Genomic DNA, 13843 nt, shown 5'->3' on the forward strand with positions numbered 1-13843 from the left:
AGCCCATTATCTGTTATACCACTGATAACCGGGTCCATTTCAAGTGCGCAAAGATAGAAAAATAGACTGTAGTCTATCATTCATGGTCTATGGCCCGCCCGCCGTATCTTTGCAAAATGGCAGGAAAACAAAACATCAGGCATCTGACGCTCGCAGAGCTTGAGCAGTACCTATTATCTATTGGCGAAAAGAAATTCAGGGCAAAGCAGGTTTATGACTGGCTTTGGCTGAAACCGGTGCAGCATTTTGATGCAATGACGAACATTAGCAAGGATTTACGTGAAAAATTAGCCAATAACTTTTCCTTTCCTTCCATTACGGTTGATACGGTTCAGCATTCGGAAGATGGCACCATTAAATCGAGGTTTAAGACGATTGAAGGCCACCTGACCGAAGGCGTTTTGATACCTACCGAGGAGCGCAAAACAGCTTGTGTAAGCTCCCAGATCGGTTGCAGCCTTAGTTGTAAATTCTGTGCTACGGGTTATATCGACCGCAAACGCAACCTGAATTTTGACGAGATCTTTGATGAAGTAGCACTGATCAATAAGCAATCTTTAGAAGTATACGATAAAAAGCTCACCAATATTGTTTTTATGGGTATGGGTGAGCCTTTACTGAATTATAAGAACGTATTGAAAGCAATCGAAAAGATCACTTCACCTGAAGGGCTGGGTATGAGCCCCAGGCGAATCACCGTTTCTACGGCGGGGGTTGCCAAACAAATCAAGCAATTGGGCGACGATAAGGTAAGATTTAAACTGGCTTTATCATTACATGCACCTACCGACAAGAAGCGGCACGAGATCATGCCGATCAATGATAGTAATAATATCAAATCGCTGATAGAAGCACTGAATTATTTCTACCAGCAAACCAAGAACGAAATTACTTTCGAGTATATACTGTTTAACAATTTCAACGACTCGTTACAGGATGCAGACGACCTGATCAAGATCTATCGCCAGGTACCCTCCGATCTAATCAACCTGATAGAATATAACCCGATCGAGTTTGCCCAGTTCACCAAACCTTCTGAAGAAAAGGTGGAAGCCTTTATGAAACATCTTGAAAAGAACCGGGTAAATGTGCGCCTGCGGCGTAGTCGGGGAAAGGATATTGATGCAGCGTGTGGACAGCTGGCGAATAAAGGATAGGAATAAGAAATATACCATGTTAGAGGTGTGATGTACGGACACCTCACCACCGCTGTTATTTCAGGTCGCTTTTCTTCAACGATGGCAACATGGCAAACTGTTGATTCTTTGTATCGAGTATCAAAACATGATGTAAAAACAATTTATTCCCCGTCATACCGCCTATCCCGGCTTTTAACATGCGCTCCACCTGTGAGGTACTGGAGCCTTCTATATAAGTTACAGACTGCAGGGAAAGCTTCGTATTGGCTATATTGATACTGGCCGAAGATGCATAGGTATTTGCGGTTAAAGTTCTGTCCCACGATTTCACCTGATGTTGCGCTGGTTTTGCTCCGGTTGTGGCCAGTTGCAAACAAGTGACTTTGTTAGTGAGCAGTTCAAACATACTGGAACCCGTATCAAAAAACAAGAGGGTTTCTTTCCCATTGATGATTGCCGGTAACAATACACTGTTATTAACATAAGTAAAATTTGAAAAAGATCGCTTTTGTTTTAGCTCCCGGGATACGGTTGGTAAAATATGTATCTTCTTACCCGGGTAATCAAGCGCTACACCCCTATGATCTATCAGGTCGGCCCCAATGGTTCCGATTATTTCTCTACCCTCCTTCCAATCGATAACGGAGCTATCAAATTGTTTTACCAGTATTTCATGGGCTAGAACCGGTGTTCCATCTACCCAAAAATGATACGCACTGATCCTGCTGCCCTTATCTATCAAAGGGATTGCGCCGGGGTATTTAGCCCGGATGGCATCGAGTTTATTTTTATAAAAAAGCGAAGAAGGCGCGCCCAGGTCGAATTGCATATAAAAAGTACGGGGACAGTCTTTTAGTTTTACCGGGATGACCATAGCTGCATGGGCTTCCCATTTAGATAGAACGGAATCGCCCTGCCACTCAAAAGAAATAACAGATTTTTTCAAAGGCAATACTAATGGGGTAACAGCTGCCGGTTGGGCTAAAAGGCCGTTGACAGGAAAAACAAAAAAAGAGATAGCGATGAGTAGTGTGCTTAAAAACTTCATTATAGCGGGTATCATTTTTTACATGCAAACCTAACATGAAGTGATGGGCATTAGCCCGGCATTTACCCGACGTTTGCCCGACGTTAAATGATAATCAATTACTTACAGTAACCCATTTCAATTGATCCACACGTCGGAAAGTTGCGATAATCATAAAGGCATTGGCCAGGTACATAGCAAAGAACGGTACTAAATAGCTAATCAAATACGCTTTATTGAAGTAGGCGGCCATAATCAGATTATAACCCAGGGTTAGCAACATTAAAGCATGGAGGACGATGATCCAGTAAATCTGTTGCCGGATAATGGCTCGTGCCATTGCCACAGTTTCAGGATGACTGTGCGCCTGCTTCCTCAAAAGATAAACAGGAATTAAAAAATGTACGAAGGGAATAACCAGGTAACTGAAGCAGGATAAGCAAAGGGTTTGCAAAAAATGTTTTTCGTTCCCAGGGTCGTTGCCGATTGGAGACAAGTCCGGTTGATTTCCCAACCCCTCAGGTCCCATTTCATTAGCGAGCTCTTCAAAGTTTGTTTCCAGTGCGCGGGCCAAAGCTTTTATCGTAAATGCTCTGGGAACGCTTTCACCGCTCTCTATTCGTTGAATGGTGCGAACTGTTACATGGGCCAGGCTGGCTAATTCCTCCTGGGTAAGCCCTTGCTTTTTTCTCGCCAGTACTATTTTTTTTGACAACTCCATGCAGTAAACTACTGCGGTAAAGATAGTTATTGTGACTACATTTCAGTTTCTTATCACCAAACCGAGACATTAGCTGGCATTTGAATATACATAGAAAAGATTGTATAGTCCGTACATCGTACACCCTTCATCGAACATCGCACATTCCTAATCCTTCTTCGCTCTTAAAGTAAACCCGATGGTGGTACCGACATCCTGTGTGCTGCGGATATGTATCGTTTGGTTATGAGCCTCGATAATATGTTTGCAAATGGCTAACCCGAGGCCGCTGCCGGTGGCATCCATACTGCGACCGATATCCGTTCTGTAAAACCGTTCAAATATGCGTGGGAGGTTCTTTTCAGCAATGCCAACACCATCATCACTGATCTCGATCAGAATCCGTTTATCATCGGTTCGATAAATACCAGCTTTTATAGACCCGTTGTGCTTACCATATTTAATGGCATTTTCAAAAAGATTTAAAACGATCTGCCGTATTTTTTCTTTGTCGGCATGTACCACTATCGGAGCCTCACACCCCTTTTTTATACTAAACCGAATGCTCTTAGGTTCTGCTTTAATAGAAATGCTTTCGAAGGTATCTTTGAGCAAATCCTGGATCACGAAATTGGTTTTTACCAATACGAGCTCGCCGCGCTCCAGGCTGGAAATTTCATCCAGATCAGCCAGCAGGTTGGTAAGGCGATCTACATTCCTTGCGGTCTTCTCTAAAAATTTTCTGCGCAGGGCCGGGTTCTCCGGCTCATCCTGTAGCAAGGTATCTACGTAACTTTGTATGGTGAAGATGGGCGTTTTGAATTCGTGCGATAGGTTCTGCAGAAATTCGCGGCGAAACTGTTCATTGGCTTTTAATTGCTCTACCTGTTTTTGATTCTCCTGCGCCCAGGCTTCTACGTCTTCTGTAACCTCTCCTATACTTTTCTTCGGTAAAATATATTTATAATAGGTTTCTTCCCGTTTGGTAGCTTTTGTTTGATAAATAAACTTATAGATCAGCTTTATCTTACGGTAAATAAAGTTATCCAGCACAAAGGATATCAGCACATATGCCCCGGTAAGTAGTATCACAAAAGAGATAACTGCAAATAACCAGCGCTTTTCTACCGCGTACAGTAAAATACTTACCGGCACTGCCAGGGCCAGCGCCGTGTAAAAAGATAATTGCTTCGGTGACAGATTCTTTGGGTTCATCCTATTCTAAGTTCAGCCCTTACAGTCTTAAATTTCAAACTTATAGCCCACTCCCTTCACAGTAGTGATACAATCCATATCCAGTTTCTGGCGTATTTTACGTATGTGAACATCAATGGTTCGGTCGCCTACGATCACGTCGTTACCCCAAATCGCATTTAATATCTCGTTTCTTAAAAATACACGTCCAGGCTTGAGGGCCAGCAGGTATAGCAATTCAAATTCTTTTTTGGCGAGTACAATTTCCTTGTCTTCTATCTGAACCAGGAATTTTTCAGGGTCGATGCTGATATTACCTACTTTCACCGCTTTTGAGTGGTCCTTTTGCACACGCCTCAAAAGTGCCGCAACCCTGCTCAACAATACTTTAGGACTTACCGGTTTGCTTACATAGTCGTCAGCACCTGTTTCCAAACCGCGCACCTGGGTCACTTCGTCGTTTAAGGCGGTTAAAAACATAATCAGTGTGTCCTTAAAAGCCGTTTGTCCGCGTAACACCTGGCAAACCTGAACACCGGTTTTTTTGGGCATCATCATATCCAATATTATCAAATTGGGTTTATGCTGATAAGCTTTGTCTATTGCCTCATCACCATCTTTTGCCGTGATTACTGTATATCCCTCTTTTTCAAGATTATAGGACAGGATTTCTAAAATGTCTGGCTCATCATCAGCAATTAGAATTTTATAGCCTTTCTCCATTTTAATAATAATTTAAAGCAAACGTAACAGTAATTTGTTTTATACGGAAATAACCGGCTTTTGTTAAGCGTATCTTAATATAAAGATAATATAGTAACGGCGACCATCGGGTTGCTCAATGAAGTTAAATATGGCAAAACCGGCTCAATTATTGCTGCAAACTGGTTGATTTTTTATAAATACCAATAAATTTGCTGTTACCTTATCATACTATGAATTCTTTATTGATAACGATCCTGAGAAGCATGTTACCCTTTATGGCATTGCTGCTTTTCACGGTTCATGCCGATGCCCAGAGACGAAAAAAAAAGAAACAGGTAATAGCGCCTGTGGTCGTTGTTGATACCATACCGGCTTATAAAATTGCCATCAACAGGCAGATCATGCATGAAAAAGTAGAGAAAGAGCAGGCTTCGCTACTTTCTATTGATGGCAAGGCCGATAAAATTTTAACTATTTCGGGCGATAAACAGTTAAATGAAGCAGTGACTGATGCAGCTACCAAAAGAGTTGACTGGCTTCAATACGAGATAGAAACCAATCCCTCTATCGATGCCCGCTTAAAAGCTAATTACCTTGACGGATTAGCTACTATTCTTAAGTATGTTAAAACTTATAGTCGCAGCAGGCAATCAGCCCTTAATTACCTGCCACAGGTTATTGCCACCTATAAGCAACTCATTGAAGCTAACACAGCACAAAAATCCATCGCGCCCATTATTCAGCCTCTTTCATTTGAAATAGCCAATGCAGCGCTTCAACCCGAAGTGTTTAAAGACAATGCCGGTTATAACGACGTGAGGGACCAAATGATCCTTAAAACGGCTGACCGCTACCCCGAAAAAGCATTTTCCGCCCTGAAAGCATATCCCGAATCTCCGGTAGCAGATAGCCTCATCAGAGCCATAGGGCACAAATATCCTTACCTGGTTTACGATTACGCACAGGCCAACAATAAATTCAGCTACCGTATTCAGAATATAGAAGATGACTCCCTGATCGTACATATCGTAGCAATGGCCCGTAATCCTAATAAAAGCGGGCAGTTCTATTTTCCTTTCCTTGATAATATTGTGAAAGGGAAAATAACCATGGAAGATATTGACAAGGCTAAAACTGATCCTGTAAGATATTTCCGGCTGCTGGTACAAACACAAATTGATTATACACAGCGCGCATTAAATGGCGATACAGCAATGGGACATACCGCCCTTTTAAAAAAGCTGGAGCAGAAAGCGAAAGATGATTTTGTAGCAAAAATTAATGGGTTGCACGAAATGTCGGACGGCGTTCGTTTCCGATGCCTGCAGCCTTTAACGGCCGAGGAGCTGTACTATGTAGCGGTGCTCACTAACGGCCTTATTTATACCAGCAGCTATACCAGTGGCGTTTACCCGTTGATGATGCGCAAGGCCAATCAAAAAGGAGACGAATTACTGAAAAAGATCAACTTCGACCATTACCGCAAATTTTTGAGCCAGGCGGCATCTTATAACACTTTAAAGAATTTCCTGGGCAGCTTCTCAAACAATACAGATGCTACAGACCTGATGAAGGCATTTGTAACAGGGCTCGAAAAAAGCAACGGCCTGGAAGATGGTGTGGATGTTGCCGACTCTTACGCCAGCATTTCAGAAACTTTGCCGGACCTGGCCAAAGGGATGCTTGAAAACGTGAAAGTAAACCTGGACCGAAATCATAGCGAAAACAATGAAAAGGGTACCGCCATCTATGACATATTGTATAACCTGTTTTTGTCAGCAGATTCATCTAACCATATAGACCTGACGAGTAAACTTGAAATACCTCCTGTATATAATGTTCCGTTCTCCACCCTTACTAATGAAAATGGAGAAGTGATTTCACAGGTATTCTTTTATGGGGATCAGGATGGCCGCAATATATTCAACGGATTCCTGAATATGTTTGGTGGCGGTAACTGGAAAGTAGACGGCAGCAATAAACAGTGGGTGGTGATTAAATCTACCAAAGGCAAACCGGTATCTATTTATGCTAATCGCCCGCTGGATGAAAACAAAGGGCTGGATGATAAAGCGCAAAGAGCCCTGAATGATTACCTGGATGAGCACAATTTGCATCCTACTGTTACCATCCATCGGGGTCATAGCTATTATGCCGAAGCCACTATTGGCCATATGGCTCCAACTTCTAAAATTGTATTTATGGGATCCTGCGGTGGTTTTAACCTGATCGATTCCATTCTGAAAAAATCAGAAGATGCTCATATCATAGCTTCCAAACAAATCGGTCGAACTTCCATCAATAAACCTTTCTTTTACTTATTGACTGAGAAACTGCGTACCGGCAAGGATATTGACTGGATCCCTTTCTGGAGAGAGTTTAAAGGAAGGGCTAACGTAGCCGGCTTTGAAGACTATATTCCACCTTACAAAAATCTCGGCGCTATTTTCATAAAAGCCTACAAAAAAGAAACCGGTGAGACTGATGTATAAAAGAAAGAAGCTGTTTCCTTATTCGAAACAGCTTCTTTTTTATCTGCTTTAAGCGAAGCCTGGCTACACCGTAGCGAATACCTGTACCTCTACTTTCCATTCTGGCCTGGCCAAACGTACGACCTGCATGGTTGCACGTGAAGGTGTCTGGCCCTGGTCGGCGGCTACCCATCCTTCCCATACCTTATTCAGCTCATCAAAATCATTAATATCGGTTAGATAAATATTAGCGAAAAGAATATTGGCTTTGTTAGTGCCTGCTTTTTCCAGTAAGGCATCTATACTATCGAAAATGCTTTGTGCCTGGCTGGCAACCGTTTCACCATCGGCAACCTGTCCTGCTAAAATCACCAGGTTTCCGGCTTTCGATGCTTCACTCATACGAGGGTTTTGTTCGATTCTTTGAACACTCATTTCTTTTTGGTTTTAATTTAAAAAATCAACTCACGATCAGTCATGACCGCATAAATATAGAGATAAAAAATTATTGGCTCGCCATGCAGTTGAAAACAGGCTCATTGTACTACATCAAACAAATAGCCGCCTGCAAAATATCTTTGAAGACGTCTATTATTTTATCGCATCGACATCTGTTATTGCTGCTGCTGTTGCTGCATCTGCTCCATATAAAAACGGTAAGAGTTTGTTTTGGTAGACGGAACCGGCTTATCTGATTTATAACTGAAAGCAGGCTGACTCACCGTTTCTTCAATAGGAACAACCGTTCTGTTATCAATTGAAACCAATACTTCCAATACGTGATGTGAAGAACCTTTGTAAGTGCCTTTTACGGGTGTTACGTCCGAAAAGTTTCTTCCTACGGCTAACCTGATATGCCGGTCGCTTGCAATGCAATTATTAGTAGGATCTAAACCGATCCATCCATAATCAGGTAAATAAGCTTCTACCCAGGCATGCGTGGCTCCCTCGCCTCTGAACTCGTGATTCTTGGGGCAGATATAGCCACTGACATAGCGTGCCGGAACCCCTACCCTTCTTAACATCAATAATAAAACATGAGCAAAATCCTGGCATACGCCCGCTTTCAATTTCCATATTTCGTCCACCTTGGTTTCTACACTGGTAATCCCTTGTTTATACTCGAAGTTTTTATAAATAAACTCAGAGAATCTTTGCGCATTTTCAAAAGGAGTTTTGCTACTATCAAACGTTGCTTCTAAAAACAATTGGAGCTCGTCGGCGCTTTCAAAAGCCTCCTGCTGCATAAAATCGATATAGGGGAACTGTTCCTGCATCGTTAATAAACGTTGCCACTGATCACCGGCAGGTAACTCATTTTGTGGCGCCTGAATCTCCTGGGTCACCACCTCTGCTTCGGACGAGATCAATAATTCGGTATGAGGTTCCACGATAGAAAACATACCCAGTGTGTTACCAAAATAGTCTACAAAAATTTCTACGCCGGGATTTTTGGTAATAGTAATTTTATGACTTACCAGGTTCTGCAGGGCATCCTGTATAGGATACAACATGATCTGGTTGGTGCATTCAACTGCCGGACTACTATAAGAATAGCGTGTAATATGTTTGATCTTAAATGATGGCATCTGTAATATTTGAAAGGTTTGGGTACCGCAATGCTACTATCAAAATTCTATTCAGTCAAAATTGAAGGTTAAGCAGGTAATGCAGGATTAACTATACCCGAAATAATGCTTATTAAATGCACGGGCTATATTATGTAAATCAGCACGGGTTTGGGCCAGCAGACTCCTGATACTCTGACCGTCTTTCAGATCGCAGCTACTGTACTTCAGATTATTTAAGCCTTTGCCGATCAGGAAGTCCACATTCTCGTAGCTTTCCGGTATACTTTGTCCATACAGCCTTTTAAAATAGCGACTGATATGCGAAGTGCAGTATAAAATGGAGTGTACAAAATCTTCGTCGTATAATATCTGTTTGATAATGGTATCTGCTTCTACAATACCGCGGGATGACTTTAAGTAGGCCTCATACCCGGAAAGCGAATACAGGAGGTATCTCAGCGAGGGTGTTGCAGTTTCGTGTGCCAGATCATAGCCGATCTCTTTCAATTTAATATCTGTTACATCTGTTGTAATAATCGCTCTTTCCACATAAAGCCCTACATTTAAGAAATTGTAGGCTTCACCACGCGACATGGTGACATTAATCGTTCCATACAAAAAAAGCCCATGTTTAATCAATGCATCCAAAGCTGTTATAGGATCGCCATATCTAATAGTACGTTGAATACCGGCTTCCCTGATCAGTAAATAATACCCATTCAGTGCATGCCACATCTCCTTGGTGATATGATCCTGTACTGCTTTGGCATTTTCCCGCGCGCGGGTAATATTATTAATGAGCGATGCATCGTTATCCCGCTCCAGCATCACATAGTTTAATACCGCACGTGCATTATTTTGAACAGGCTCTATCTCAGCAGCATCCAGGTATCCATAAGTTTGCAATACCGTCTTCCAATTGTATGCCTTCATTTCATCCTGAGATGCGATATAATTGGTTCGCAATACTCTCAGTAACCCATTGGTTCTTTCCATATAGCGCGCCAACCAAAACACAGATTCTGCAACACGACTTAACATCTTAAATTCTAAATTTTAAACTCTAAATATTAAACTTCAAATGACCATTCTCCCGGTCAACCGATCAACAGTAAACCATTCATCCGCTCTAATCTCCCAGCACCCAGGTATCCTTACTACCCCCACCCTGAGAAGAGTTCACTACCAGCGATCCCTCTCTCAGGGCAACGCGTGTTAACCCGCCGGGAACGATATTGATCCCATCCGGCCCATATAGCGCGAAAGGTCTCAGGTCCACTCTCCTTGGCTGCAGCTTACCATCGATATAGCAGGGCGATGAAGACAAATTGATAATGGGTTGGGCAATAAAATTCCTGGGATCCTCCAATATAGCTTTTTTGTATTCCTCCATTTCTTCCTCAGTAGCTTTATTTCCCATCAGCATCCCATAGCCACCTGATTCGTTCGTTTTCTTAATCACCATATTACCCATATTAGCAAAAACCATCGAACGGTTCTCCGGTACATTTAACTCATAAGTAGGTACATTTTTGAGGATCGGCTCCTCGTTCAGGTAATAGCGTATCATATCCGGCACATAAGAATAAACCGCCTTATCGTCGGCCACGCCATTACCCATTGCATTTACAATAGCCACATTCCCTTTCCGGTAAGCCCAGTAAATACCCGGTACGCCTAATATGCTGTCCGGACGAAAGGTAAGCGGGTCAATAAATTCATCGTCTACCCGGCGATAAATAACATCTACCTTTTGTAACCCACTAGTGGTTTTCATGTACACATGATGGTTCTCCACCACTAAATCCCGTCCTTCCACCAATTCAATACCCATCAGGCGTGCCAATGTCGTATGCTCAAAATAAGCCGAATTGTACACGCCTGGGGTTAGTAAAACAACGGTGGGGTTACTGGTTTGCCGGTTAGCCAGGCCCAGCAAATTCTTCAGCAATAAGGAGGGGTACTCTATTACCCGGCGTACATTATTGCTGGGTATTAAATCAGGAAATATTCTGAAAGTAATGCTTCGGTTCTCCAGCATATAAGATACACCCGAAGGTGTTCTTAAATTGTCCTCCAATACATAAAAACTACCATCCGCATCCCTGATCAGGTCGATACCCGATATATGAGAATAGATATCGAAAGGCACATTTACGTTCATCATTTCCCTCAGGAACAGAGGGCAGGAATAAATGAGCTTAGCCGGAACAATTCCATCTTTTATGATAAACTGCTGATGGTATACATCTTTCAGGAAGATATTTAATGCCCTGAGCCGCTGCTTTACACCTGCCTCAATAATGGCCCACTCTTTGGCTTCTATGATACGCGGGATAATATCGAAAGGAAATATTTTCTCCACACCTTCGTTATCGCTGTACACGGTAAAGGTAATTCCCTGCGTCATAAAGAGTTTCTTGGCCAGCTCATCCTTGTTACCCATTTCTTCAGCAGAAAGTCCCTCCAGTGTTTTAACCAGTTGAAGATAACTCTCCCTAACGCCAGTCTGGCTCATGAGCTCATCCCAAACCTTGGATTGAGTATGATAAGATTCTAATATTTTCGGTAGGGTCATAATCCAGACTTAGTTGCTTTAAAATTGGAATATATATAAAAAAATGCTAAAAAACAAATAATAAAATTTAAATAAAAAATTACCATATATGTTAATATTAAATAATTAATACACTAAAAGCGAATAAAAAACGATAATATAACACATAATAAAATTAATATAAATGAAAAATATTTGCCTTATTGACACTTATTTAAATTAATTCAATTTTATATATTAAATTTAACTAAAGCTTGTTTTTGGTGTTCAAATCCCTTTATCTTCGCTATGCTAATGAATCAGTATTACCGAAAACCAAATCAATGAAAAAACACAGTACTCAAAAAAACAGGCAGGTTTTGAGGATTATAAAATTTAAGAAGCATATTAAAAAGCGCATTTCTAAAAAAAGGGAGTTATTCAAAGTGCTTTACTGGAATTACTATGCCCTTACTTTCTTGTCTTAGCAAATGAAAGGAGCGGTTGTTTCGCAAGTGAAATATTTCCGTAGGTTTGGCGCATGAACGAATTACCGTCTATTTCTTTTCAAAAAGCGTCGGCCATTACCAGTTACCAGGAGAAAAAACTGGCAGACCTCTTAATGTACCTGCAAACCCATTCGGCCTATTACCGGGAACTATTTCATATACATGGTATAGAAATTCAGGATATAAAAAGCATCAACCAACTGGCTTTGATACCACCTACGGAAAAAGAACACCTGCAAATGAGGAATAGGGAGTTCTTATGTGTAGCTAAAAACAAGATCATTGAATATACGGCTACTTCCGGCACAGTGGGTAGTCCGGTAACTATTGCGCTGACAGAAAATGATCTGCAAAGGCTGGCTTATAATGAATACAGCTCGTTTGCCTGCGCCAATGGTACTTCGGAAGATATTTACCAGTTGATGCTTACACTCGACCGGCAATTTATGGCAGGAATGGCCTATTATAGCGGTATCCGTAAACTAGGGGCTGGTGTGGTACGCGTGGGACCTGGCGTGCCCTCCCTGCAATGGGAAACTATCGATCGTCTCAAACCAACAGCCATTGTAGCAGTACCGTCTTTTATTATCAAGCTGATACAATATGCAGAAGATAACGGTATTGACATCAACGCCTCCTCTGTAAAAAAAGCAGTATGTATAGGAGAGAATATAAGAACCGAGCAACTGGAGCCTAATATACTGGCACAAAAAATAACAGATAAATGGAATATACAGCTTTTCTCTACCTACGCCTCTACTGAAATGCAGACAGCCTTTACCGAATGCGAAGCAGGAAACGGCGGACACCTTAACCCTGAACTACTGATTGTAGAACTGATTGATGACAATGGACAGCCCGTTGCTGAAGGAGAACCCGGCGAAGTAACCATTACCACCCTGGGTGTAGAGGGGATGCCACTATTAAGATATAAAACCGGTGATATTTGCAGGGCTTATACCAAACCCTGCAGCTGCGGCCGGCATACTTTACGCCTCTCTCCTGTTATTGGCCGAAAAAAACAAATGATCAAGTATAAAGGCACCACACTGTTCGCTCCTGCCCTATTCGAGATCATTCATCGCATTGACGCGATAAAGGAATATGTGGTAGAAGTATACAGCAATGAAATAGGAACAGATGAAGTGTTGCTGCACCTGACAGCCACAAACGACCAGGAAGAAACCCAGAACAAGATCAAAGCTTATTTACAGGCCAGGTTACGTGTGACCCCCCATATTAAATATGTTGAGACCGACATTATGCAAAAGCTACAGTTCCCCGATGGAGTAAGAAAACCCGTTAAGTTTATTGACCGGAGGAAGTAACTAATATTTATACTCCAATGTTTTATAATATCCTTGCTGCCCCGAAATACTGACAGATATTTTATTGGTGTTTTTTTGCCTGATCGGGTAAAGATCGAAATGATAGGTTCGCGTACCTGGCATAGCGCACCCGACTCCATACGTTAATGCAATTTTTAGAGCATGTTGTTGCGGGTAAACGGTAGCAACAGAAACTCCATGCAGCACATCAAGACTTGCAGGGTCTGTGCAACCGCTGGCCAGGCCTAATTTTAATGTCAGGCAATCACCGGATATGGAAGCTTCCATAATCGTGAAAGCATCTGAAGTTACAGTAGCAAAGTTGGATGCATTAGCCACAACCGCTTTTCCACATGACTGGCTTTTCCGGGCATCCTCCACATTTTCTTCTACAGGTGAAGAGCGCTTACAGGAAAAACCCATAATGATTAGCAATAGAATTGGCAGGGAAGTTAGTTTCATAGTATCATTTTATGTAATGACGTAAGACATCGTTGAAACGCAACTTTATAAAAATATGCAATTGCCCGGGCATTCCCAGTAATGTTTCCATAATCCTTTGGCAGGCAAACGTAAAATTTCCCAATTTCGTAAACTGAAATTCCCGATCTCACAAATGATTGCCTGAACTTATCAAGAGTTTTGCGTTCTTATTAAGAAGGG

The 13843-nt window shown here is 41.9% G+C and carries 12 protein-coding genes; 3 read left to right on the top strand and 9 right to left on the bottom strand.

Going from position 1 to position 13843, the window contains the following annotated elements:
• Positions 1-116: 116 nt before the first annotated feature.
• Positions 117-1157 carry a dual-specificity RNA methyltransferase RlmN gene (gene rlmN, locus U0035_RS10030; RefSeq protein WP_114792254.1) on the top strand — a complete coding sequence of 347 codons (1041 nt, stop codon included), beginning with the start codon at positions 117-119 and terminating at the stop codon, positions 1155-1157.
• Positions 1158-1212: 55 nt separating this feature from the next.
• On the opposite strand, the gene U0035_RS10035 is transcribed toward rlmN, so the two are convergent.
• The 4 genes from U0035_RS10035 to U0035_RS10050 form a co-directional block, all read right to left on the bottom strand.
• Entirely contained in the window at positions 1213-2187 is a 975-nt protein-coding gene (locus U0035_RS10035; RefSeq protein WP_162817955.1) for a hypothetical protein, read from the bottom strand.
• 94 nt (positions 2188-2281) lie between these two features.
• Positions 2282-2881: a helix-turn-helix domain-containing protein gene (locus U0035_RS10040; protein ID WP_162817956.1), complete on the bottom strand. Its 600-nt coding sequence runs from the start codon at positions 2879-2881 to the stop codon at positions 2282-2284.
• Between the two features lie 153 nt (positions 2882-3034).
• Positions 3035-4081, bottom strand: coding sequence for a sensor histidine kinase (locus U0035_RS10045; RefSeq protein WP_114792178.1), 1047 nt, complete (start codon positions 4079-4081; stop codon positions 3035-3037).
• 27 nt (positions 4082-4108) lie between these two features.
• On the bottom strand, positions 4109-4783 hold the full coding sequence (locus U0035_RS10050) for a response regulator (RefSeq protein WP_114792179.1): 675 nt from the start codon (positions 4781-4783) through the stop codon (positions 4109-4111).
• A 212-nt stretch (positions 4784-4995) separates the two neighbouring features.
• Here U0035_RS10050 and U0035_RS10055 point away from each other — a divergent pair, with 212 nt between their 5' ends.
• A complete protein-coding gene (locus U0035_RS10055; protein ID WP_114792180.1) occupies positions 4996-7257 on the top strand; it encodes a hypothetical protein in 2262 nt (753 codons plus the stop codon).
• 63 nt (positions 7258-7320) lie between these two features.
• Here the strand turns inward: U0035_RS10055 and U0035_RS10060 are convergent, their stop codons facing one another.
• The 4 genes from U0035_RS10060 to U0035_RS10075 all read right to left on the bottom strand — a co-directional run bounded on the left by U0035_RS10060 (position 7321) and on the right by U0035_RS10075 (position 11385).
• Positions 7321-7671: a RidA family protein gene (locus U0035_RS10060; RefSeq protein ID WP_114792181.1), complete on the bottom strand. Its 351-nt coding sequence runs from the start codon at positions 7669-7671 to the stop codon at positions 7321-7323.
• 179 nt (positions 7672-7850) lie between these two features.
• Positions 7851-8825, bottom strand: a complete 975-nt coding sequence (locus U0035_RS10065; protein WP_114792182.1) for a transglutaminase family protein — start codon at positions 8823-8825, stop codon at positions 7851-7853.
• An 87-nt stretch (positions 8826-8912) separates the two neighbouring features.
• Positions 8913-9848: an alpha-E domain-containing protein gene (locus U0035_RS10070; protein WP_114792183.1), complete on the bottom strand. Its 936-nt coding sequence runs from the start codon at positions 9846-9848 to the stop codon at positions 8913-8915.
• 88 nt (positions 9849-9936) lie between these two features.
• Positions 9937-11385 (bottom strand): circularly permuted type 2 ATP-grasp protein, encoded by a 1449-nt coding sequence (locus tag U0035_RS10075; protein ID WP_114792184.1) that lies wholly within the window; start codon positions 11383-11385, stop codon positions 9937-9939.
• Positions 11386-11884: 499 nt separating this feature from the next.
• On the opposite strand from U0035_RS10075, the gene flxY reads away from it, so the two are divergent.
• Complete coding sequence (gene flxY, locus U0035_RS10080) at positions 11885-13180, top strand: flexirubin biosynthesis putative acyl-CoA ligase FlxY (RefSeq protein ID WP_114792186.1); 1296 nt, start codon at positions 11885-11887, stop codon at positions 13178-13180.
• Here the strand turns inward: flxY and U0035_RS10085 are convergent, their stop codons facing one another.
• Entirely contained in the window at positions 13181-13642 is a 462-nt protein-coding gene (locus U0035_RS10085) for a hypothetical protein (RefSeq protein ID WP_114792187.1), read from the bottom strand.
• Positions 13643-13843: the final 201 nt, after the last annotated feature.

The sequence above is a fragment of the Niabella yanshanensis genome (assembly GCF_034424215.1).
In the GTDB taxonomy this organism is placed as follows: Bacteria; Bacteroidota; Bacteroidia; order Chitinophagales; family Chitinophagaceae; genus Niabella; species Niabella yanshanensis.

What these genes read in the sequence shown, in the direction of transcription:
- rlmN (WP_114792254.1), top strand. Translation starts at nt 117, where the DNA reads ATGGCAGGAAAACAAAACATCAGGCATCTGACGCTCGCAGAGCTTGAG.
- U0035_RS10035 (WP_162817955.1), bottom strand. Translation starts at nt 2,187, where the DNA reads ATGAAGTTTTTAAGCACACTACTCATCGCTATCTCTTTTTTTGTTTTT.
- U0035_RS10045 (WP_114792178.1), bottom strand. Translation starts at nt 4,081, where the DNA reads ATGAACCCAAAGAATCTGTCACCGAAGCAATTATCTTTTTACACGGCG.
- U0035_RS10050 (WP_114792179.1), bottom strand. Translation starts at nt 4,783, where the DNA reads ATGGAGAAAGGCTATAAAATTCTAATTGCTGATGATGAGCCAGACATT.
- U0035_RS10055 (WP_114792180.1), top strand. Translation starts at nt 4,996, where the DNA reads ATGAATTCTTTATTGATAACGATCCTGAGAAGCATGTTACCCTTTATG.
- U0035_RS10060 (WP_114792181.1), bottom strand. Translation starts at nt 7,671, where the DNA reads ATGAGTGTTCAAAGAATCGAACAAAACCCTCGTATGAGTGAAGCATCG.
- U0035_RS10065 (WP_114792182.1), bottom strand. Translation starts at nt 8,825, where the DNA reads ATGCCATCATTTAAGATCAAACATATTACACGCTATTCTTATAGTAGT.
- U0035_RS10070 (WP_114792183.1), bottom strand. Translation starts at nt 9,848, where the DNA reads ATGTTAAGTCGTGTTGCAGAATCTGTGTTTTGGTTGGCGCGCTATATG.
- U0035_RS10075 (WP_114792184.1), bottom strand. Translation starts at nt 11,385, where the DNA reads ATGACCCTACCGAAAATATTAGAATCTTATCATACTCAATCCAAGGTT.
- flxY (WP_114792186.1), top strand. Translation starts at nt 11,885, where the DNA reads ATGAACGAATTACCGTCTATTTCTTTTCAAAAAGCGTCGGCCATTACC.
- U0035_RS10085 (WP_114792187.1), bottom strand. Translation starts at nt 13,642, where the DNA reads ATGAAACTAACTTCCCTGCCAATTCTATTGCTAATCATTATGGGTTTT.